The following is a 20,507-nucleotide window of genomic DNA, read 5'->3' as shown; positions in this document are numbered from 1 at the left end:
GTTATTCTACGGTCACGCTCTTGGCGAGATTGCGGGGCTGGTCCACGTCGTAGCCCTTGGCTCCTGCGAGTTCCGCTGCGAAGATCTGCAGCGGGACCGTGGTCAGCAGCGGCATGAGCAGCGTGGGAGTCTCCGGAACGTAGAAGACGTGCTCGGCGTAGTCGCGCACAGCTTCGTCGCCCTCTTCGGCAATCACCAGGGTCCGGGCGCCACGGGCGCGGACTTCCTGGATGTTGCTGACCACCTTGGAGTGCAGGGAGTCGCGGCCGCGGGGGGACGGAACCACCACGAAGACCGGCTGGCCTTCGTCGATCAGGGCGATCGGGCCGTGCTTGAGCTCGCCCGCGGCGAAACCTTCAGCGTGGATGTAGGCGATTTCCTTGAGCTTCAGCGCGCCCTCGAGGGCCACCGGGAAGCCGACGTGGCGGCCCAGGAACAGCACGGACTTCTCGTCCTTCATGCTGCGGGCAAGTTCGCGCAGCGGGCCCGAGGCGTCCAGGATCTTCTGGATCTTGGCCGGGATCTTGGACAGGTCCGCGAGGACGTCCTTGATCTGGCCGGTGAAGATGTTGCCGCGCAGCTGGGCGAGGTACAGGCCGAGCAGGTAGGCCGCGGTGATCTGCGCCAGGAAGGCCTTCGTGGAAGCCACGGCGATTTCCGGGCCGGCGTGGGTGTAGAGGACGGCATCGGATTCACGCGGAATCGTGGAGCCGTTGGTGTTGCAGATGGAGATGGTCTTGGCGCCTTGTTCCCGGGCGTAGCGGACGGCCATCAGGGTGTCCATCGTTTCGCCGGACTGGCTGATGGAGACCACCAGGGTGTTGGCGTCCACGATCGGGTCACGGTAGCGGAACTCGTGGGCCAGTTCCACCTCGGTGGGAATGCGGCACCAGTTCTCGATGGCGTACTTGGCCACGAGGCCGGCGTAGGCGGCCGTGCCGCAGGCGAGGACGATGATCTTGTCGACCTGCTTGAGGAGCTCGGGGTCGATGCGGAGCTCGTCCAGGGTCAGCTTGCCGTTGAGGTCCGAGCGGCCCAGCAGGGTCTGCGCGACGGCGTCGGGCTGGTCGTGGATTTCCTTCTCCATGAAGGAGTTGAAGCCGCCCTTTTCGGCAGAGGCCGGGTCCCAGTCGACGTTGTATTCCTTGCCTTCGGCCGGGGCACCGAAGAAGTCGGTGATCTCCACGGAGTCGGCGGTGATGGTGACGATCTGGTCCTGGCCCAGTTCGACGGCGCGGCGGGTGTAGTCGATGAAGCCGGAGACGTCGGAGCCGAGGAAGTTTTCACCCTCGCCGAGGCCCACCACGAGCGGGGAGTTGCGGCGGGCTGCGACGACGACGCCGGGCTGGTCGGCGTGCACGGCCAGCAGGGTGAAGGCGCCCTCGAGGCGCTGGCAGGCAAGCTGCATGGCTTCGGTCAGGGATCCCTTGGAGGAGTCGCCGCCGAGCTGGTTGCGGAAGATGTCGCCCAGCAGGGCTGCGGCGACCTCGGTGTCGGTTTCGGAGCTGAACTCGACGCCCTTGGCCAGGAGCCCCTGCTTCAGTTCCGCAAAGTTTTCGATGATGCCGTTGTGGATCACAGCCAGGCGTCCGCCGTCGGCCAGGTGCGGGTGGGCGTTTCCATCGGTCGGACCGCCGTGGGTTGCCCAGCGCGTGTGTCCGATGCCGGTCAGGGATTCAGGGAGCGGCTTGGCTTCGAGTTCGCCAAGGAGGTTGCCGAGCTTTCCCGCCTTCTTACGGGAAGAAATGGCGCCGTCGGCGACGACCGCCACGCCTGCCGAGTCGTAGCCCCGGTACTCCAGGCGGCGCAGGCCTTCGAGGACGACGTCCAGGGCTCCGTGCCCGGCGCCTGCCGGACGGGACGAATTACCAACATAACCAACGATTCCACACATGGACACAAGCCTAACTGTTCTCGGCGACAACGGAGGTGGGATGTCAGGCGAATGTGACGCATCCGCCCCATAATGGTCGCGCAACCATGCGGCCCTCCCCGTCCGTTTCCGGGGAAGGCCGCGTCGTCGCCGGCAAGGGAAATATGCCCGCCTAGAGCTCTGCCTTGCGTTCGCTGACAAGGCGAAGCAGCTCGCCGAACAGCGGGTGCCCGGCGCCGATGCCGGTGATCTTCCGGGTGGCCTCGGCGGCGTCCAGCGTGGCCAAGGTCTCAGCCAGTTCCTTGGCCTCGGCGTCCGAGCCGTCGTCAAAACGAAGGGCTGCGGAGATGGCGTCCAGCAGGGCTGCCGGCGTCACCCCGCGCTCGGCGAGTTCCGCAGCGGGTCCGACGAACCGCTCGTGCCGGCTGAGCTTACGCAGGGGTGCGCGGCCCACGCGGACCACCGTGTCCGGCAAGTGCGGGTTGGTGAAGCGTGACAGGATCTTCTGCACATAGGCTTCCTGCTCGGCCTCGGCGAACCCGTGCTTGGCCACCAGCAGTTCCTTGGTTTCGTCGAGCACGGCCCGGACCTTCGCCGCCACGGCCGGATCCGCCATGGCATCGGAGATCTTCTCCAGCCCTGCCTGGTAACCGAAGTAGGCGGCCGAGGCGTGCCCGGTGTTCACCGTGAACAGCTTGCGCTCGATGTACGGTCCCAGCTCGTCCACGAACGTCGCTCCCGGGATCACCGGCGCGTTGCCGCCGAACGGCGTGCGGTCGATGACCCACTCATGGAACGTCTCCACCGTGACGTCCAGGCCCTGGCCCGGCGCCTGGTTGGGAACGATGCGGTCCACTGCGGTATTGGCGAAAACCGCGACGGCGTCCAGATCGCCTGCGGAATCGTCCCAGGCCGCCCGGACCTCCTCGCGGAGGAGGTCCGTGGCGTTGATGGCGTTCTCGCAGGCCATCACCTGCAACGGCGGCAGCGACGCGTTCCGGGCGGCAAGCCCCCGTGCGATTACCGGAGCCACGAACTTCAGGATGTGCGGCCCGACCGCTGTGGTGACCACGTCCGCCGTCGAGATTTCCTCGACGACGGCGGCTTCCTGGGTACCCGAGTTCAGTGCCCGGAACCCCTCGACGGTCTTGGCCGCCGGGTTCTCGCCGACCTCGTGCACCGCGTAGCTGTCCGCGGCTGCGAGCTGGCTGATCAGCGCGTCCGCGACGTCCGCGAACACCACCTCATAACCGGCCTCGTGCAGCAGCAGCCCCACGAATCCGCGCCCGATGTTGCCTGCCCCGAAATGGACTGCCTTCACTATGCGTTGACCTTTCCGAACAGCTCCAGGATTTGCTCAACGGTGCTTGCTTCCTCCAACTGGGCTACCTGTGCCTTGTTGGTGAAGATCTTCGCGATGGAGGCGAGGATGTGGAGGTGTTCATTGTTGAGGCCGGCCACGCCGACGACGAACTTCACTTGCTTGCCGCCCCAGTCGATGCCCTCGGGGTAGCGGACGATTGACACTGCCGAGTGCTTGATGTGCTCCTTGGCGTCATTGGTTCCGTGCGGGATCGCCAGGAAGCTGCCCATGTAGGTGGACACGGACTCCTCGCGTTCGTGCATGGCCTGGACGTAGGTGGTGTCCACGGCCCCGCGGTCCAGCAGGAGCTTCCCGGCCTCGTCGATCGCAGTGTCGCGGTCACGCGCGGTGCCGTCCAGGATCACGCTTTCGGGAAGCAGCACGTCCTTGCTCCCGACGGCGGCAACCGGCTCCGCGACATGCGCACCCTGGGCGGGGGCTGCTTCGGCTTCGATCGCGCTGTCCGGGTGGGCGGCAGCAGGACCTTCGGTGTTGCTGGTCTTCACGAGCTCCACGATTTCGTCGTACTTGGGGCTGTTCATGAAGTTGTCCACCGAATAGTGCACGGCGCTCGAGGTCTTCGGCTGGGCCCGCTCCGTCAGGTCCTGGTGTGTGACCACCACGTCGTAGGTGTCACTCAGGTTGGCGATGGCCGAGTTGGTGACCTTGACATCCGGGAAGCCGGCCGCCTTGATCTTGTTGCGCAGGACCGTAGCACCCATCGCACTGGAGCCCATGCCGGCGTCGCAGGCGAACACAATGCTCTGCACGGGGCGGGCCAGGACCGCGACGTCGCTTCGGCCGCCCATCAGCGCGGAGGACACGGAGCTCTTCTTGCCCTTCATGGCTTCCATGCGGGACGTGGCTGCGGCGAGGTCGTCCTCGCCCTTGTCCTTCGACGTCCTCAGGATCAGGGAGGCGATCAGGAACGACACCGTTGCGGCGAGCACCACGGCGAGGATCACGCCGACGTAGCTGTCGCGGGAGGTCTGGAAGAGGACCGCGAAGATCGAGCCCGGGGCGGACGGTGCCACCAGGCCGGAGTTCGTGATGGCAAGCGTTGCGATGCCGGTCATGCCGCCGCCGATGGTGGCGAGGATCAGGATCGGCTTCATCAGCACGTACGGGAAGTAGATCTCGTGGATACCGCCGAGGAAGTGGATGATCGCAGCACCCGGAGCCGACGCGCGGGCAGCGCCGCGGCCGAAGAACATGTAGGCCAGCAGCACGCCCAGGCCCGGGCCGGGGTTTGCTTCGAGCAGGAACAGGATGGACTTGCCCTGCTCCAGGGACTGCTGGATGCCCAGCGGGGTGAGCACGCCGTGGTTGATGGCGTTGTTCAGGAAGAGGACCTTGGCCGGCTCGATGAAGATGCTGGTCAACGGCAGCACGTTGTTGTGGACCAGGAATTGGACCACGTTTCCGGCGCCCTGGCTGAACCACGTGACCAGCGGCGAAATGCCGTAGAAGCCAAGGCCGGCCAGGATCGCTCCCCAGATGCCTGCGGAGAAGTTGTTCACCAGCATTTCGAAGCCGGGACGGATCTTGCCGTCCCAGAGGCGGTCGAGCTGCTTGATGGTCCAGCCACCGAGCGGGCCCATGATCATGGCGCCGATGAACATCGGGATGCCGGCGCCGACGATGACGCCCATGGTACCGATGGCGCCCACGACGCCACCGCGGACATCGTAGACGATCTTGCCGCCGGTGTAGCCGATCAGCAGGGGAAGCAGGTAGGTGATCATGGGGCCGACCAGGCCCACGTTGGCGACTCCCGCGGCGTTGGTGCCGAAGCCGCCGAGCGCGGGCACGGGAATCCAGCCTTTTTCGATGAACAGGGCGGTGATGATGCCCCAGGCGATAAAGGCACCGATATTGGGCATGATCATGCCGGACAGGAATGTTCCGAACTTTTGGACGCCAACGCGCAGGCTGGTCCGGGGCTTTGCAACGGTCTCTGTTGCCATGTGAATTCCTAACGGTATCCCGCGACGGCGCGGGCTAGTCGAGGCAGGGGCAGCCCTTAGGAGCTGCTCGAAATGCGGTGAAGCCATTCAAGGAAGAGCTTCAGTTCAGAACTGGACAGTTGATCCGAATGCGAGGCCTGCAGTGCCGCATTCAGGGCGATTGCCGCAACAACCACGGAGGATTTACCGGAGTCCTCCGTTGCGGCGCCACGGGCGGTTTCCGTGGAGACGGCGAAGATCATGGAATCCCGGGTCATCGTTGAGAGCTCGAGGTTCCGGTCTTCGGCCGGTTCGGAGATGAGCATGAGAGTGACACCCACGTTGGCTGCGAGGATGCTTCGTGCCGCTTCGCGGGGCGGCACGTTGATCTGGCCGGCGATCGCGGCCTTGTTCAGCATTTCTTCGAGGAGCCCCTCGGCGTCAGCGACGACTGCCGGGCGGCTTTCGGGCCTGATGTTGCCGAACATCACCAGGTACAGGTGGGGTTGGGCCAGTCCGAACGCCACGTGGTTGTCCCACATCCGCCGGATGTCCTCCAGGGGCTCCCCGGAGGGGGCGAAGTCCCGCTCCCCCGCCACGTACTCTTCAAAGCCGGCCGACACAACAGCATCGAACAAGCCTTCTTTGTCGCCGAAGTGGTGGTAGAGCGTCGGTGCCGTGACCCCCGCCAGCTTGGTGATCTGGCGCGTTGAGACCGCTGACCCTTCCGAATTCGCCAGCAGTTCGGCCGCCGCGCGGAGCAGCCGGACTTTGGGCGGAAGCTGGTCATCGAAACTCATAGCCGCTACCCTAGCATCTATAGCGCCGCTATATGAAGTGGCTCACAAACAATTTTTCGCAGATCCGCGGCGCCGTCGCCGCCGGGACCGGCAACGAAGAGAAGCAGAGGATTCAGTGCAGAATTTCCACGGGGTAGGAGTCAGCCCGGGCCGCATCGTCGGCCCAGTCCGCCGGATGCCGAAGGCGGTGACCGAACCGCCATCGGGCGAACGCCTGGATCCGGGCATCAGCGCGGAGGCCGCCGTCGCAGGCCTGAAGTCCGCAGCGCAGTCTGTGCACGACGGCCTCAAGGCCCGCGCAGACACCGCCGCCGGCGACGGAAAAGCCGTCCTGGAGGCCACCGCGCTCATGGCCAGGGACACCATGCTGCTGAAGCAGGCCGCCAAGCTCATCAACGCCGGCACCTCGGCCGAACGTGCCATCTGGGAAGCCGGCGCGTCCGTGGCCGAGATGCTGCACAATCTCGGCGGGTACATGGCCGAACGCGCCACCGACGTCTTGGATGTCCGTTCCCGTATCGTCGCAGAACTGCGCGGCGTCCCCGCTCCAGGTATCCCCTCCTCGGAGTCCCCCTTCATCCTCGTGGCCGAGGACCTCGCCCCGGCCGACACCGCCACCCTGGACCCAGCCAAGGTCCTGGCGCTGGTGACCTCCGGCGGCGGGCCGCAGTCGCACACCGCCATCATTGCCCGCTCCCTTGGGCTGCCCGCTGTGGTTGCCGCGCACGGCGTGGACGAAGTGCCGGACGGCTCCGAGGTGTACGTCGACGGCGCGGCGGGTTTCGTGGCGGTCGCTCCCTCCGAGGAGCAGCGCGCGGCGGCCGCAGCCTGGGCTGAAACCTCGGCCACGCTGGCCGGCTTCGACGGTAACGGCACGACGGCGGACGGCCATCTGGTGCCGCTCCTGGCCAACGTGGGCGGAGCCAAGGACGCCGTGGCAGCCGCCGGGCTCGGCGCCCAGGGCGTGGGCCTTTTCCGCACCGAGTTCTGCTTCCTGGAACGCGACACCGAACCGTCCGTGGACGAGCAGGCGGCCGCGTACAAGGCCGTGTTCGATGCCTTCCCCGGCAAGAAAGTAGTCCTGCGCACCCTCGACGCCGGCGCGGACAAGCCCCTGCCATTCCTTACGGACGCCACCGAGCCCAACCCCGCCCTCGGCGTCCGCGGCTACCGCACGGACTTCACCACTCCGGGTGTCCTGGAACGCCAACTGTCGGCGATCGCGCGGGCCGCGTCCGAATCCGAAGCCGATGTGTGGGTCATGGCGCCCATGATTTCCACGGCCGCCGAAGCCGCACGCTTCGCTTCCCTGTGTGCGGCGGCGGGGTTGAAGACTCCGGGCGTCATGGTGGAGGTCCCCTCCGCGGCGCTGACGGCAGCCGCGGTGCTGCGCGAGGTGGGTTTCGCCTCCCTTGGCACTAACGACCTCACCCAATACGCCATGGCGGCGGACCGGCAGCTCGGGCCCCTTGCCGAGCTCAACACACCGTGGCAGCCCGCCGTGCTCCGGCTGGTCCAGCTCACTGTTGAAGGCTCGGCACTGGAGGGCAACAACAAGCCGATCGGCGTGTGCGGCGAGGCGGCCGCGGACCCGGCCCTCGCCGTCGTCCTCGCCGGCCTGGGGGTGTCCACGCTGTCCATGACCGCCCGCTCACTGGCCGCCGTGGGCACGGTCCTGAAGACCGTCACCCTGGAGCAGGCACAGGAACTGGCCAGGCTCGCGCTTTCGGCACCCGGTGCCGCCGAAGCCCGCGAGTGGGTCCGCGCCAAACTTCCCGTGCTCGAAGAGCTCGGGCTCTAAGTCCTTCAACCAGCTACCCCCAAGGAGAACCCATGCCCGAACGCACCGCCACCATCGCCAGCCGCTCCGGCCTGCACGCCCGCCCCGCCGCCCTGTTCGCCGAGGCCGCGGGCGAGCAGTCAGTGGAGGTCACCATCGCCATGCAGGGCGATCCTGCCGATGACGCGCTCGATGCCGCCAGCATCCTGTCGCTCATGACCCTCGGCGCCGCCCAGGGCGACGTGGTGGTGCTGAGGGCCGAGGGTGAGGGCGCGGAGCAGGCCCTCGACTGCCTGGTCCAGGTCCTCGAAACCGACCACGACGCCGAGTAGGGGTGCAGCTGCCGGTGGCCCGCTCCGCACAGGGGCGGGCCACTGGCATTTGCGCCGCGAACGTGCCTGGTCCGACCCGGAATCGGACTACCCGCATTTCGCGTTGGAGTCCGGGAGGGGCAGAATCACTTAGGTGACATTGCAACGCAACGAGGCGAACGGCGACACTTCCTCGCCTTTCGTGGAGCTGGACAGGCAGACCTGGTCCCGACTGGCAGCGCAGATGGAGCAGCCTCTCAATGAAGAGGACATCATCAGGCTGCGCGGTCTTGGCGATCCTCTTGATATGAACGAAGTGCGCGAGGTCTATCTGCCGTTGTCGCGGCTCCTGCACCTCTACGTGGAGGCATCGCACCAGCTGCACGCAGCCACCACCACCTTCCTCGGCGAACAGACCCAGCGCACGCCGTTCGTGATCGGCGTGGCGGGCTCGGTCGCCGTCGGGAAGTCCACCATCGCCCGCGTGCTGCGCGAAATGCTGCGCCGCTGGCCGGGTACCCCTAACGTCGAGCTCATCACCACCGACGGTTTCCTCTACCCGCTCGCCGAGCTGAAGCGCCGGCACCTGCTCGAACGCAAGGGCTTCCCCGAGTCCTACGACCGCCGGGCGCTCCTCCGCTTCGTCAGCGAGATCAAAGGCGGCGCCGAGGAAGTCCGGGCCCCCTGGTACTCGCACGTCACCTACGACATCGTGCCGGACAAGGAAGTGGTGGTCCGCCGCCCGGACGTGCTCATCGTCGAAGGCCTGAACGTCCTGGCCCCTGCGCGTCCGCGCCAGGACGGCCGGCAAGGCCTGGCCCTGAGCGACTTCTTCGACTTCTCCATCTACGTGGACGCCAAGACCTCCTATATCGAAGAGTGGTACGTGGACCGGTTCCGGAAGCTCCGCGGCACCGCCTTCGCGCAGCCGGAATCCTACTTCCACCGCTATGCCACGCTGTCCGACGCCGAAGCCGAAGCGACGGCGCGCGGCATCTGGAAGCGCATCAACGAACCAAACCTGGAAGAGAACGTCCTGCCTACCCGCGGCCGCGCGCAACTGGTGCTCACCAAGGACGCCGACCACACCATCCGCAGGATGCTCCTCCGAAAGGTCTAGCACGCATGTGCCACAACACCGCGCCGGACCGCAGGACGGTCACGGCGCTGCTCGCCGCGGGCTTGGGCCTGACCGTGCTCACGGCCTGCACGCCGGAGGATTCCAAGGGAACGGGCGCCGCAGGCGGCAGCGGAACAGCCAGCCCGACGGCGGCTGGCGGCCCGGCCGTATCAAGCAGCCCGGCCGTATCAAGCAGCCCGACCGCGACGGCCAGGCAGCCCGCTGCTGCGCCCGGGAAAGGCGCGCTGCCGCCGTCGGCGTCCCTCGCGAAACAGCATTCGCTCACTGATCCGCGCAGCCCCTGGGTGGTGGTCAACAAGCACCGCCCGCTCACGCCGCTGCAGTTCGCCCCGCCGGACCTGGTGCAGCCGGCCGTGCAACTCGCCACCAGCGGCGAGTCGGCGCTGCTCAACAGCACGACGGCGGCAGCGGCCGGGAAACTCTTCGCGGCGGCCGCGGCTGTGGGCGTCACCCTGACCCTGGCGTCCGGCTACCGTTCCTTCCAGACCCAGACGGCCACGTACAACGGCTACGTCAACACCCGCGGCCGGGCATCGGCGGACACCGCCTCGGCGCGCCCGGGCTTCTCGGAACACCAGACCGGCTGGGCCTTCGACATCGGCGACGGCGGCGGGGCCTGCAGCTTCCAGCCTTGCTTCGCGGAACAACCGGCAGCGGTGTGGGTGAAGGCCAACGCGTTCACGTACGGTTTCGTGGTCCGCTACCCGTGGATGCTCCACGAAACCACCGGCTACTACTACGAACCCTGGCACCTGCGGTACATCGGGCCCGAGGCGGCCGGGGACATGGCCAAGCGCGGAATCACCACCCTGGAGGAGTACTTCGGGCTTGAAGCGGCACCCGGCTATCGCTGAGTTCCCGGATCCTTCGCAGGTCCTGCGCTATTTTGGAGCCATGTTGAGCGGATTCAAGAAGTTTCTCATGCAGGGCAACGTCATCGACCTTGCCGTGGCTGTCGTCATCGGTACCGCCTTCAACGCGGTGGTCGATTCGATCGTCAAGGGTCTCCTGGCCCCACTGATTGCCCGTATTTTCAACGCCAAGGACCTTGCCGGCATGACCTGGGAAGGTTTTGCCTACGGCAGCGTCCTTGCTGCCATCATCAATTTCGTGCTCGTAGCGGGCGCGATCTACTTCGTCGTGGTTGTGCCCATGAACCACCTGATCGAGCGTCGCAACGCAAAACTCGGCATCAAGGAACCGGAAGCGGAAGTCGATCCGCACATCGTGCTGCTCACCGAAATCCGGGACAGCCTGGCCGCCCGCAAGTAGCCCCTCCAACCCGGCAAGCAGCGAAAAACGGCTGTGGCCCGCCTCCTGGGGAGACGGGCCACAGCCGTACTTGTTTAAGCTCAGACCGGAAGCTCGCGGGGAATTCCGAGGCGGTCTTCCACGACGCCGGCAAGCTCGGTGCAGATCCGCTTGGCCGTTTCCATGTCGGCGGCCTCGACCATGACACGGACCAGCGCTTCGGTGCCGGAGGGGCGCAACAGGACGCGGCCGGATTCGCCGAGTTCCAGTTCCGCCGCGGCAACCGCGGCAGCCACGCCCTCATCCGTGGCGGCGCGGGACTTGTCCACGCCCTTCACGTTGATCATCAGCTGCGGGAGCTTGGTCATGCTCGTGGCGAGTTCCTTCAGGGAACGTCCGGTGCGCGCCACCTGGGCTGCCAGTTGGAGTCCGGTGAGAACGCCATCGCCGGTGGTGGCGTAATCCGAGAAGATCACGTGGCCGGACTGCTCGCCGCCCAGGCTGTAGCCGCCCGCGCGCATTTCCTCGAGCACGTAGCGGTCACCGACAGCGGTTTCGCGGATGGAGATGCCCGCCTTGCGGAGGGCGATCTTGAGGCCAAGGTTGCTCATGACGGTCGCCACGAGGACGTCGTCCTTGAGCCTTCCGGATTCCTTCAGGGCCAGCGCGAGGATGGCCATGATCTGGTCGCCGTCCACCTCGTTGCCCTCGTGGTCCACGGCGAGGCAGCGGTCGGCGTCGCCGTCGTGGGCGATACCGAGGTCGGCGCCGTACTTCAGGACGGCTTCCTTCAGCGGACCGAGGTGTGTGGAGCCGACACCGTCGTTGATGTTCAGGCCGTCCGGTTCGGCGCCGATGACAATCACGTCGGCGCCGGCGTCCTTGAACACCTGCGGCGAGCAGCCGCTCGCGGCGCCGTGGGCGCAGTCGAGGACCACACGGAGCCCGTCGAGCCGGTGCGGCAGGGTGGTGAGCAGGTGGACGATGTAGCGGTCCTCGGCGTCGGAGAAGCGCTGGATGCGTCCGACGTCGCCGCCCAGCGGGCGGGAGGGCTCCTTGCCGAGCTGTGCCTCGATCGCGTTCTCGACGTCGTCGGGCAGCTTCTGCCCGCCGCGGGCAAAGAACTTGATCCCGTTGTCCGGAGCCGGGTTGTGGGAGGCCGAAATCATGACGCCGAAATCGGCGTCGAGGTCCGCCACCAGGTAGGCGGCTGCCGGGGTGGGCAGCACGCCGGCGTCGAACACGTCGATTCCGGAGCTGGCGAGGCCAGCTTCGACGGACGCTGCGATGAACTCGCCGCTCGCCCGCGGGTCACGGGCGACGACGGCGCGCGGCCGCTTTCCGTCGGGGGTGCGGTCATGGCCAAGTACGACGGCGGCGGCCTGGGCCAGCTGCAAAGCCAGCTCTGCGGTGAGGGTTCCGTTCGCGAGACCGCGCACGCCATCTGTTCCAAATAATCTAGACATCGCTGCCCAGTCTAATCGAAGGGCGGCTCCCTCCCCTCCCCGACCCGCTCATGGTCCGCTGCCGCCGTCATGGGCGTTAACGACGGAAGCCCGCCCCGCCAAAACGGCGGAACGGGCTTCCAGGCTTCCGGCCAAGGCCGGACAAGCGGACGAGCGCTTGTGGAGCCGAGCGCTGAATTGCGCGGAGGAACCAAAAGAGCGACTCGCTTCGCGAGCCGCTCTTTTGGAAGGCGCAATTTAGCGCTTGGAGTACTGCGGGGCGCGGCGTGCCTTTTTGAGACCGGCCTTCTTACGCTCGATGACGCGGGCGTCACGAGTCAGGAAGCCGGCCTTCTTCAGGGTCGGGCGGTTGTTCTCGACGTCGATTTCGTTCAGCGAACGGGCAACACCGAGGCGCAGGGCACCGGCCTGGCCGGAGGGGCCACCGCCGTGGATGCGGGCGATGACGTCGTAGGCGCCTTCAAGTTCGAGGATCTTGAAGGGCTCGTTGACTTCCTGCTGGTGCAGCTTGTTCGGGAAGTAGTTGGCCAGCTCGCGGCCGTTGATGGTCCACTTGCCGGAGCCCGGCACAACGCGAACGCGTGCAACGGCTTCCTTGCGGCGGCCAACTGCTGCACCGGAAACGGTCAGCGCGGGGCGCTCCTTCTTCGGCGCAGCGTCAGCCGGTGCGCTTTCAGAGGTGTAGCTGGTCAGTTCCTCAGCCTCAACGGCTTCGTTGGTCAGTTCTTCGTTCTGAGCCACGATTCTCCTTGTATAAAAAGTTGGTTGGTGGCCAGGACTACTGGGCGACCTGGGTGATTTCGAAAGTCTTCGGCTGCTGGGCAGCGTGCGGGTGCTCAGCGCCACGGTAGACCTTGAGCTTGCTCAGCTGCTGAGCGGCGAGCGAGTTCTTGGGGAGCATGCCCTTGACAGCCTTTTCCACGGCGCGGACCGGGTTGGACTCGAGCAGTTCCGCGTAGTTGACGGAGGTCAGGCCGCCCGGGTAGCCGGAGTGGCGGTAAGCGCGCTTCTGCTCCAGCTTGGCGCCGGTCAGTGCGACCTTCTCGGCGTTGATGATGATGACGAAGTCGCCCATGTCCATGTGGGACGCAAAGGTCGGCTTGTGCTTTCCGCGCAGCAGTGTTGCGGTCTGGCTGGCAAGACGACCAAGGACAACATCGGTGGCGTCAATGACGTGCCACTGGCGGTTGATATCGCCGGGCTTCGGGGTGTACGTACGCACGGTTTTGCCTCGTTCTTGTTCTGGCGTTCATGTTTTAGGCCACACGCGCATGCGCGGACCTACTAGGTATGCGCTACCGGAACAGAGGTGAGGGCTCTATGTAACCAGTCATCCCAAAGCCTCGAAATGCCTCCCGGGTATGTGATCCTGCAACTGGATCCCCAAGCGGGCATGTGTCATCGAGAAAGGACACGCACAACGACTATCAAGAATAGCCCCAAGGGACTTGCAGGGTCAAAATGACGGCTTCGAGGGACTTCGGGCGGCAGAATGAGGGAAACTGCCCAGCCGCCGTCCGAGGAGGTGCCGATGACCGCCGCCCCTGCCGTGCTTGTCCTCGCGGGAGTCGCCGGCGCCGGCGTGAGCCTCCTGGCGGACCTTGCGATCAAGCTCTGGCTGCCGCGGCTTGGTGGCGTGCCGCCCCTTTGGGCCAGGCTTACGACGGCGGCAATCACCGGACTTTTGTTTGTGCTGTTTGCGTGGCGTTTCGGAGTTTCCCCCGAATTGCCGGCTTTTCTTGTCCTGGCGCTGCTTGCCGTCCAGCTCTCACGCATTGATATCGCCCTGCATTTGCTTCCAAATCCCCTGGTTCTGGGCCTCCTCGTGGCAGGATTGGCCCTCTTCGCGGCCTCCGCGGCACTCGCTTCGGACTGGGCAGGACTGCTTCGGGCAGCTGCCGGCGGCGCCGTCCTCTTCGCCGGGTACCTGATTCTGGGATTAATTTCTCCGCGGAGCCTCGGAATGGGCGATGTGAAGCTCGCCGCACCCCTTGGCGTGTACTTGGGCTACTTAGGTTGGCAACAGGTGTTCTATGGGGGACTGCTGGGCTTCGTGGTAGGCGGCGTGTTCACGGTGCTGATGTTGCGGCTGGGGCGCGGAAATACGCCGAAAGAGACGCCTCACGGCCCCCCGATGTTCGCTGCGGCCATCGGCGTGCTGCTGCTCCTGCCCTAGTTCCCCGCCGGCAGGCCCGCGTACTTGACGAACGGCCCCGCGCCGCTTCCAAGTAGTACCCGGAATAGAAACTGAGTACTCACGCAAAAACCGTCAATGTGACCCGGAAAAAGTCGAGTACAGCCACGTCTTGCCACCTTCCCACCCCCGGGTGAATTCTTTTGCTATCGAAATCCGAACCGCTGGATATGGGGGCGGCTTGGAATTCGTTTCAAACCAAATCACTTATCTGGGAAGGATTTTCCAATGTCATCTCTCATGCTCTCCGTTGTCTCCTACATCGCCGGCCTCAAGGACCGCCTCACCTCCGAAAAGGGCGCGACAGCGACTGAATACGGCCTGCTGGTCGGCCTGATCGCACTGGTCATCGTGTTCGGCGTCGGCATGTTCGGTACGGCTCTCGACCAGTTCTTCCAGAACCTGGCCGGCGTCGTTCAGGGCTGGTAAGCACCCAAGCAATCCAAAGCGCCAAGGCAAGTGCCGCGTCCGCCTACGCGGACGCGGCACAGCCATTTCTCAAACAAGTGCGCATTTACCCTTGAAGCTGCCTAATCCACTGGGGGATAAAATGACTCGCAGCAAAACCAGGCAAAATGGAGAACGTGGGGCCGTTGCAGTTGAATTAGCGCTTGTCGCCCCAATTCTTCTGCTCCTTATTGTCGCCATCGTGGAATTCGCCTATTTCTTCAATCTCCAAATTTCCGTGACCCAGGCTGCACGCGAAGCTGCGCGGACCATGGCCGTGACCAACGACTCCGGCAAAGCACAAGCGGCCGGCGTCGCGGGAGCTCCGAGCATCAACCTGGCCCCCGGGAACGTCAGCCTCTCGGGTGCCTGCAGTGCAGGAGCCACAGTCACAGCGACGGTCACGTACAGCACGCCGACGCTGACGGGTTTCTTCGTCCCATCGCTGAACGTGTCCGGAAAGGGGGCCATGCGATGCGGTGGCTAAGGCATGGAACCAGGAAGACAAGCAATGAACGCGGTGCCGCCGGGGTCATGGTCGCCGTCATGGTGCTGGTCCTTGTCGGCGCGGGTGCGATGGCCGTGGATGTCGGCGAAATTTACGCCGAACGGGCCGAACTGCAGAACGGCGCAGACGCGGGGGCGATCGCCGTCGCGCAGCTTTGCGCCTCCGCTGGCGGGTGTACGCAGGCGCAGGCCAACGCCGCGGCCGCTTCCTTGGCCAACTCGAATGCACGGGACAACGCCTCCACCGTCAAATCAGTGGACCTTAGTGTGGCCAACCAGGTCACGGTCAAGACTTCAACTCTTGACGGCACGAGCGGGGCCGGCTTCCTGCACAAAATGTTTGCCAGCGCCCTGAATGTCGCTCCCGCAACCGTGGGTGCCACGGCCGTCGCAGGCCTGACCTTCCCCGGTGGAGGCGGAGCGTTCCCGCTCGCGTTCTCCAACAAGTGCTGGGACCTGAGCGGAGGCGTGGCTACCGGCACCAAGCAGAAGATCTCCTGGAAGCCTGGCGTCACCTGCACCAATCCCTCCGGACACGTTGTTCCGGGTGGCTGGGGCTGGCTGGATGACCCCGATGCCGACTGCTACGCCGTCACTACAACGGGCGACGTGGTCGGCTCGGACCCCGGCAACAACAAGCCGACACAGTGCGCCACCATCCTGCAGGGCTGGCTCAACGACCTCTCTGCAGGCAAGAAGGTCGATGTGACCTTTCCGGTCTACGACACCACAACGGGCACCGGCAATGGAGCCCTCTACCACATCATCGGCTACGCCACCTTCGAGATCCTCGGGTGGAAGTTCGGCAACGGCAGTCCCTACGAGTACCGCAACACCACAGCAGCCACCGGCAACTCCAACCTGGCCTGTTCCGGAGGCAACGATCGCTGCATCATCGGCCAGTTCGTCAAGTACACCACCATCGATGCCGCCACAGGCGGTGGCGCCGGGTCTGGGCAAAACCTCGGCACCGTCATCGTGAAACTCATCAAATAGCGGACCGGTACCACCCCTCCGCGCATCGACAGGAGAAAGAAAGTGAAAACACGCCTACTGGGAGGCATCGCTGCGCTTGTCGTAGCCATCATTGGGACAGTGATGCTCGTGTTCTACGTCCAAGGTGCGGACAAGCGCGCCCTGGCCAACACGGAGACCGAAGACGTCTACATTGTGCAGAAGGAGATACCCGCCGGCACCGGCGTCGACAAGTTCGGCGACAGTGTCGTCAAGAAGGCCATTCCGCGGTCAGCCATTGCGGCGGACAGTGTCAAGAGCCTTAGCGATCTGGGAAACAAAGTCTCATCCATCGAATTCATGCCGGGCGAACAAGTGCTCGCCTCCCGCATGGTGGACCCCGGATCACAAGTCGGCCGCGGCCGGGTGGAAGTCCCCACCGGCCTCCAGGAAGTCACCGTCAAACTCGACATCGAGCGCGTTGTCGGCGGTAATCTCCAGGCCGGTGACACGGTGGGCGTGCTGCTGTCTTTCAAGCCAAAAGACGAGTCGCTCCCGTACATGACCCAACTGTCGCTCCACAAGGTACTCGTCACGGCCGTCCAGGATGGCTCCGGTAGCATCGCAGATCCGGCCAACCAGACGGAGCAGACGACCGGCGGGGGCGCCCTCAACGCCAACAAGAACTCCTCAACGCAGGGCACCTATTTGGTGACCCTCGCCCGCCCTGCGAGCGACGTCGAGAAGATCGTCTTCGCGGTGGAGTTCGGGGCCGTTTACCTCACCAAAGAACCGGGCGACGCCACCCAAGGCAACTCCGGAGTGATGACTCTCGGCAAGGTATTCCGATGAGCCGCTTCATTCTGATCACACCGGACACCGACTTCGAACGCAGGGTCCGCTCCGCCACGGCGGGTATGAGCGGCAGCCTGCAGTGGTTCCAAGCGGACTACCTTCCCGAGGGGCCGCAGGACATCCTCAACCAGCTCCTGGGTGAACCTCCCGAAGTACTGATCCTGGGCCCCGGCTTGGACGTCACCGATTCCCTCAAGCACGCTTCCCTCCTCGACTTGCAGTTCCCGGAGATCAGCGTGGTGCTCGCGGCGGAGCAGACCCCTGAACTGGTCCTGGCTGCCATGCGGGCCGGTGTGAGGGACATCCTGTCTCCTTCGGCCGAGGCCGACGGAATCCGCGTCATGGTCGAACGAGCCAGCCTCGCTGCGGCGGGACGCCGTCGCGGGCTTGCGCCGAGTGCCGTCGAGTCCCCGGACCAAGCATCCGGCGGGCGGATCATCGCTGTCATGTCGCCCAAGGGCGGCGTCGGCAAGACCACGGTGGCCACGAACCTTGCAGTAGGACTCGGTGCCCTCGCCCCCATGGGCGTTGTCATTGTCGACTTGGACCTGCAGTTCGGCGACGTCGCAAGCGGCCTGCTCCTGGAGCCGGACCACACCATCACGGACGCCGTCCTCGGGCCGGCGAGCCAAGACTCGATGGTGCTCAAGACCTACCTGAGCGTCCATCCGGCGAGCATCTATGCGCTCTGTGCTCCCCGCAACCCGGTGGAGATGGACCGCATCAAGGCCGAGCATGTCAGCCACCTCTTGGGGCAGCTGCGGCACGAGTTCCAGTACGTCGTGATCGACACGGCTCCGGGGCTTGGCGAACACGTCCTGGCAGCCTTGGAGAATGCAACGGACGCAGTATGGGTCTGCGGCATGGACATTCCGAGCATCCGCGGTTTGCGGACCGGATTGCACATCCTGGACGAGCTGCGCCTCCTGCCGCAACACCGGCACGTGGTCCTGAACATGGCAGATCCGCGGAGCGGCCTGGGCCTGACGGACGTGGAGGCGACCATCGGAGTTCCGGTGGATGTCGCCATTCCGCGCTCGAAGACCTTGCCATTCTCCACGAACAAGGGCGTTCCCCTGCTGCAGGACAACAGGCGGGATCCCGCAACCAAAGGATTGCGTTCCCTCGTGGAGCGCTTCAAGCCCAATTGGGACGAACGAACCCACAAGCAACTTCACAGAAGGGCGGTAGTCCGGTGAACCTCTCACGCAGGCTCGAAAGCCTTTATGGAGAAGAACCCTCAGGCGGCGCAGCTCCGGTTCCGACATCTCCGGAACCGGATGCCGAAGCACCCACGCTGAGCCGCATCCAGGAAGTCCGTGCCTCGGAAAGCCTGGCGAGCTCACAGGGCGACGAGGGTATGCAATCAACAGTCCTCGCCAGCGGGGCATTGGGAAGCCTTAAGGAACGCGCCAGTGCCGCCCTGTACGAACGCATGGGCTCGCGGCTGACAGACTCCAGCCTGGACGAGGGGGAACTGCACCAATACGTCCGCGATGAGTTGAAAATCGTCGTCGACGCCGAGCAGGTACCCCTCACGTCCGCCGAACGTCATCGCCTGATTTCCGAAATCATCGATGACGTCCTGGGCCATGGGCCGATCCAACGTTTCCTCGACGATCCCGAAATCACCGAAGTGATGGTCAACCGCTTCGACAGCATCTACGTCGAACGGTACGGCCGGATCTTCAAGACGGAGGCAAGGTTCACCTCGGACGAGGCCCTCCGCAAGGTCATCGAACGGATCGTCTCCAGGGTCGGTCGCCGCATCGACGAGTCCTCGCCCTTGGTGGATGCCCGCCTCGCGGATGGTTCCCGTGTGAACGCCATCATTCCACCGTTGGCGGTGAACGGCCCTTCACTCACCATCCGTAAGTTCGGCAGGGAGGCTCTGACGGTCCACAAGCTGATCGAGTTCGGCAGCCTGACCCCGGAAATGGCAGAACTCCTCCGGGCATGCGTGCTGGCCCGGTTGAACATCATCGTTTCCGGCGGTACGGGTACCGGCAAGACCACCTTGCTGAACGTGCTCTCTTCGTTCATCCCGGCCGAGGACAGGATCGTCACCATCGAGGACGCGGTGGAACTCCAACTCCAGCAGGAACATGTGGTCCGGCTGGAGAGCCGGCCTGCGAACATCGAGGGGCGCGGCGAAGTTACCATCCGCGATCTCGTACGGAACTCCCTGCGAATGCGGCCCGACCGCATTGTGGTCGGCGAAGTCCGTGGCGGGGAGTCCCTGGACATGCTGCAGGCCATGAACACCGGCCATGACGGATCGATTTCCACTGTCCACGCCAACTCGCCGCGCGATGCCATCGCACGTTTGGAGACCTTGGTCTTGATGGCCGGCATGGACCTGCCACTGCGGGCCATCCGGGAGCAGGTCGCTTCCGCGGTGAACCTGATCGTGCACATCACCCGCCTCCGTGACGGCACCCGACGCATCACGCACCTGACGGAAGTCCAAGGCATGGAAGGGGACATCGTTACCCTCCAGGACGCCTTCGTGTTCGACTACTCTGCAGGTGTCGATGCCAACGGCAGGTTCCTCGGCAGGCCGATGCCGACCGGTGTGCGTCCCCGCTTCACCGACCGCTTTGCGGAACTCGGCATCCCGATCTCGCCGGCGGTGTTCGGGGCCCTCGGACAAGGAATGCGGCGATGAACGCCTCATCAGTTCCCGCGTTCCTCCTGCCGGCAGGGCTGGCCCTGATGTACCTTGCTCTGTTCTTGGTCTTTTGGGTCGTCCTGAAGTCCCGGCGGACCATCGACGTCCAACGCCGCCGTCCGGACATGCCCCACAGGGATTCCATCTTGACGACGGTGACCAACTCGGCACTGGGAGCGATCGAGAGTCGGATCCAGCCGCGCTCGGGAGGCTACCTTTCACGGGAGAGGCTCGACGCAGCCGGGCTTAAGAAGCAGCCTGCCGACTATGTGCTCCTGGCAGGCGTGATTGTAGCGCTCGCCGCCGTCGCCGGCTTTGCGCTCGCAGGTCCGTTCTTTGCGCTCCTGCTGGCTGTCCTCGCGGTGGTGGGCTTGATTGCCCTGCTCAACGTGCTCAGGTCCAGGCGGGAAGCGAAGTTTGACGAGCAGGTTCCCGACACCCTCCAGATGCTGACGGGCGGCATGCGCGCCGGGCACAGCCTGCTCCGCGCCATCGATGCGGCGGCCAAGGAAAGCGAGCAACCCATGTCCGAGGAACTAAGCCGGATCGTCAATGAGACCCGGATCGGCAGGGATCTCCGCGACTCAATGAACGAAGTAGTCGTCCGGACCCGCAACGAGGACTTCGGCTGGATTTCCCAGGCCATTGAGATCCACCGAGAGGTGGGCGGGGACCTGGCCGAGGTGCTGGACCACGTCGGCGAAACCATCCGGGACCGCAACCGGATCCGTCGTCAGGTGCGGGCCCTGAGCGCAGAAGGCCGGGTGTCGGCGATCGTCCTCATCTCCCTTCCGATCGTGATGTTCGTTGCCCTGCTTTTCATCAATCCACGGTACGCGCACACCTTTACGTCCACGGTGCCCGGATACCTGATGATCGCAGCCGCGGCCGTGATGCTGAGTCTCGGTGCTTTCTGGCTCAGCCGCCTCATCAAGCCGAAGTACTGAG

20 protein-coding genes are annotated in these 20,507 nt (G+C 65.1%); 13 read left to right on the top strand and 7 right to left on the bottom strand.

Annotation, left to right across the window (positions count from 1 at the left end; all coding sequences use genetic code 11):
* Position 1: 1 nt before the first annotated feature.
* The 4 genes from glmS to DWV11_RS18540 form a co-directional block, all read right to left on the bottom strand.
* Positions 2 to 1,894, bottom strand: a complete 1,893-nt coding sequence (gene glmS / locus DWV11_RS18555; RefSeq protein ID WP_115790366.1) for a glutamine--fructose-6-phosphate transaminase (isomerizing) — start codon at positions 1,892 to 1,894, stop codon at positions 2 to 4.
* A gap of 151 nt (positions 1,895 to 2,045) precedes the next feature.
* On the bottom strand, positions 2,046 to 3,194 hold the full coding sequence (locus tag DWV11_RS18550; protein ID WP_115790365.1) for a mannitol-1-phosphate 5-dehydrogenase: 1,149 nt from the start codon (positions 3,192 to 3,194) through the stop codon (positions 2,046 to 2,048).
* Positions 3,194 to 5,203 (bottom strand): PTS mannitol transporter subunit IICBA, encoded by a 2,010-nt coding sequence (locus DWV11_RS18545; protein ID WP_115790364.1) that lies wholly within the window; start codon positions 5,201 to 5,203, stop codon positions 3,194 to 3,196. Before DWV11_RS18545 ends, DWV11_RS18550 begins: the two co-directional genes overlap by 1 nt.
* A 56-nt stretch (positions 5,204 to 5,259) precedes the next feature.
* Positions 5,260 to 5,982, bottom strand: coding sequence for a TetR/AcrR family transcriptional regulator (locus DWV11_RS18540; protein WP_115790363.1), 723 nt, complete (start codon positions 5,980 to 5,982; stop codon positions 5,260 to 5,262).
* 115 nt (positions 5,983 to 6,097) lie between these two features.
* Here DWV11_RS18540 and ptsP point away from each other — a divergent pair, with 115 nt between their 5' ends.
* The 5 genes from ptsP to mscL all read left to right on the top strand — a co-directional run bounded on the left by ptsP (position 6,098) and on the right by mscL (position 10,486).
* Positions 6,098 to 7,783 (top strand): phosphoenolpyruvate--protein phosphotransferase, encoded by a 1,686-nt coding sequence (gene ptsP / locus DWV11_RS18535; RefSeq protein ID WP_115790362.1) that lies wholly within the window; start codon positions 6,098 to 6,100, stop codon positions 7,781 to 7,783.
* A gap of 32 nt (positions 7,784 to 7,815) precedes the next feature.
* Entirely contained in the window at positions 7,816 to 8,094 is a 279-nt protein-coding gene (locus tag DWV11_RS18530) for an HPr family phosphocarrier protein (protein WP_115790361.1), read from the top strand.
* A gap of 133 nt (positions 8,095 to 8,227) precedes the next feature.
* Entirely contained in the window at positions 8,228 to 9,193 is a 966-nt protein-coding gene (coaA, locus tag DWV11_RS18525) for a type I pantothenate kinase (RefSeq protein ID WP_115790360.1), read from the top strand.
* Positions 9,194 to 9,198: 5 nt separating this feature from the next.
* Entirely contained in the window at positions 9,199 to 10,068 is an 870-nt protein-coding gene (locus DWV11_RS18520) for a M15 family metallopeptidase (protein WP_115790359.1), read from the top strand.
* Positions 10,069 to 10,108: 40 nt separating this feature from the next.
* On the top strand, positions 10,109 to 10,486 hold the full coding sequence (gene mscL, locus DWV11_RS18515; RefSeq protein ID WP_115790477.1) for a large conductance mechanosensitive channel protein MscL: 378 nt from the start codon (positions 10,109 to 10,111) through the stop codon (positions 10,484 to 10,486).
* An 80-nt stretch (positions 10,487 to 10,566) separates the two neighbouring features.
* On the opposite strand, the gene glmM is transcribed toward mscL, so the two are convergent.
* The 3 genes from glmM to rplM all read right to left on the bottom strand — a co-directional run bounded on the left by glmM (position 10,567) and on the right by rplM (position 13,153).
* The gene (glmM, locus tag DWV11_RS18510) at positions 10,567 to 11,931 is read right to left on the bottom strand and encodes a phosphoglucosamine mutase (RefSeq protein WP_115790358.1); all 1,365 of its coding nucleotides are present in this window, start codon (positions 11,929 to 11,931) and stop codon (positions 10,567 to 10,569) included.
* A 237-nt stretch (positions 11,932 to 12,168) separates the two neighbouring features.
* Positions 12,169 to 12,672 (bottom strand): 30S ribosomal protein S9, encoded by a 504-nt coding sequence (rpsI, locus tag DWV11_RS18505; protein WP_070347934.1) that lies wholly within the window; start codon positions 12,670 to 12,672, stop codon positions 12,169 to 12,171.
* 37 nt (positions 12,673 to 12,709) lie between these two features.
* The gene (rplM, locus tag DWV11_RS18500; RefSeq protein WP_074587749.1) at positions 12,710 to 13,153 is read right to left on the bottom strand and encodes a 50S ribosomal protein L13; all 444 of its coding nucleotides are present in this window, start codon (positions 13,151 to 13,153) and stop codon (positions 12,710 to 12,712) included.
* A gap of 309 nt (positions 13,154 to 13,462) precedes the next feature.
* On the opposite strand from rplM, the gene DWV11_RS18495 reads away from it, so the two are divergent.
* The 8 genes from DWV11_RS18495 to DWV11_RS18460 all read left to right on the top strand — a co-directional run bounded on the left by DWV11_RS18495 (position 13,463) and on the right by DWV11_RS18460 (position 20,506).
* Complete coding sequence (locus tag DWV11_RS18495) at positions 13,463 to 14,107, top strand: prepilin peptidase (protein ID WP_115790357.1); 645 nt, start codon at positions 13,463 to 13,465, stop codon at positions 14,105 to 14,107.
* 246 nt (positions 14,108 to 14,353) lie between these two features.
* Positions 14,354 to 14,554, top strand: coding sequence for a Flp family type IVb pilin (locus DWV11_RS18490; protein ID WP_115790356.1), 201 nt, complete (start codon positions 14,354 to 14,356; stop codon positions 14,552 to 14,554).
* Between the two features lie 121 nt (positions 14,555 to 14,675).
* On the top strand, positions 14,676 to 15,059 hold the full coding sequence (locus DWV11_RS18485; protein ID WP_115790355.1) for a TadE/TadG family type IV pilus assembly protein: 384 nt from the start codon (positions 14,676 to 14,678) through the stop codon (positions 15,057 to 15,059).
* A complete protein-coding gene (locus DWV11_RS18480; protein WP_115790354.1) occupies positions 15,047 to 16,075 on the top strand; it encodes a Tad domain-containing protein in 1,029 nt (342 codons plus the stop codon). Before DWV11_RS18485 ends, DWV11_RS18480 begins: the two co-directional genes overlap by 13 nt.
* 42 nt (positions 16,076 to 16,117) lie before the next feature.
* Entirely contained in the window at positions 16,118 to 16,885 is a 768-nt protein-coding gene (cpaB, locus tag DWV11_RS18475; RefSeq protein ID WP_245953779.1) for a Flp pilus assembly protein CpaB, read from the top strand.
* Positions 16,882 to 18,087, top strand: coding sequence for a CpaE/TadZ family protein (locus tag DWV11_RS18470; protein WP_115790353.1), 1,206 nt, complete (start codon positions 16,882 to 16,884; stop codon positions 18,085 to 18,087). Before cpaB ends, DWV11_RS18470 begins: the two co-directional genes overlap by 4 nt.
* Complete coding sequence (locus DWV11_RS18465; RefSeq protein WP_210725788.1) at positions 18,084 to 19,556, top strand: TadA family conjugal transfer-associated ATPase; 1,473 nt, start codon at positions 18,084 to 18,086, stop codon at positions 19,554 to 19,556. Before DWV11_RS18470 ends, DWV11_RS18465 begins: the two co-directional genes overlap by 4 nt.
* Positions 19,553 to 20,506, top strand: a complete 954-nt coding sequence (locus DWV11_RS18460) for a type II secretion system F family protein (protein ID WP_115790352.1) — start codon at positions 19,553 to 19,555, stop codon at positions 20,504 to 20,506. The genes DWV11_RS18465 and DWV11_RS18460 overlap by 4 nt, the downstream gene beginning before the upstream one ends.
* Position 20,507 lies beyond the last annotated feature (1 nt).

Origin of the sequence: Arthrobacter silvisoli (assembly GCF_003369445.1) — a bacterium.
Classification (GTDB): Bacteria; Actinomycetota; Actinomycetes; order Actinomycetales; family Micrococcaceae; genus Arthrobacter; species Arthrobacter silvisoli.
This window is presented reverse-complemented; position numbering and strand designations above follow the sequence as displayed.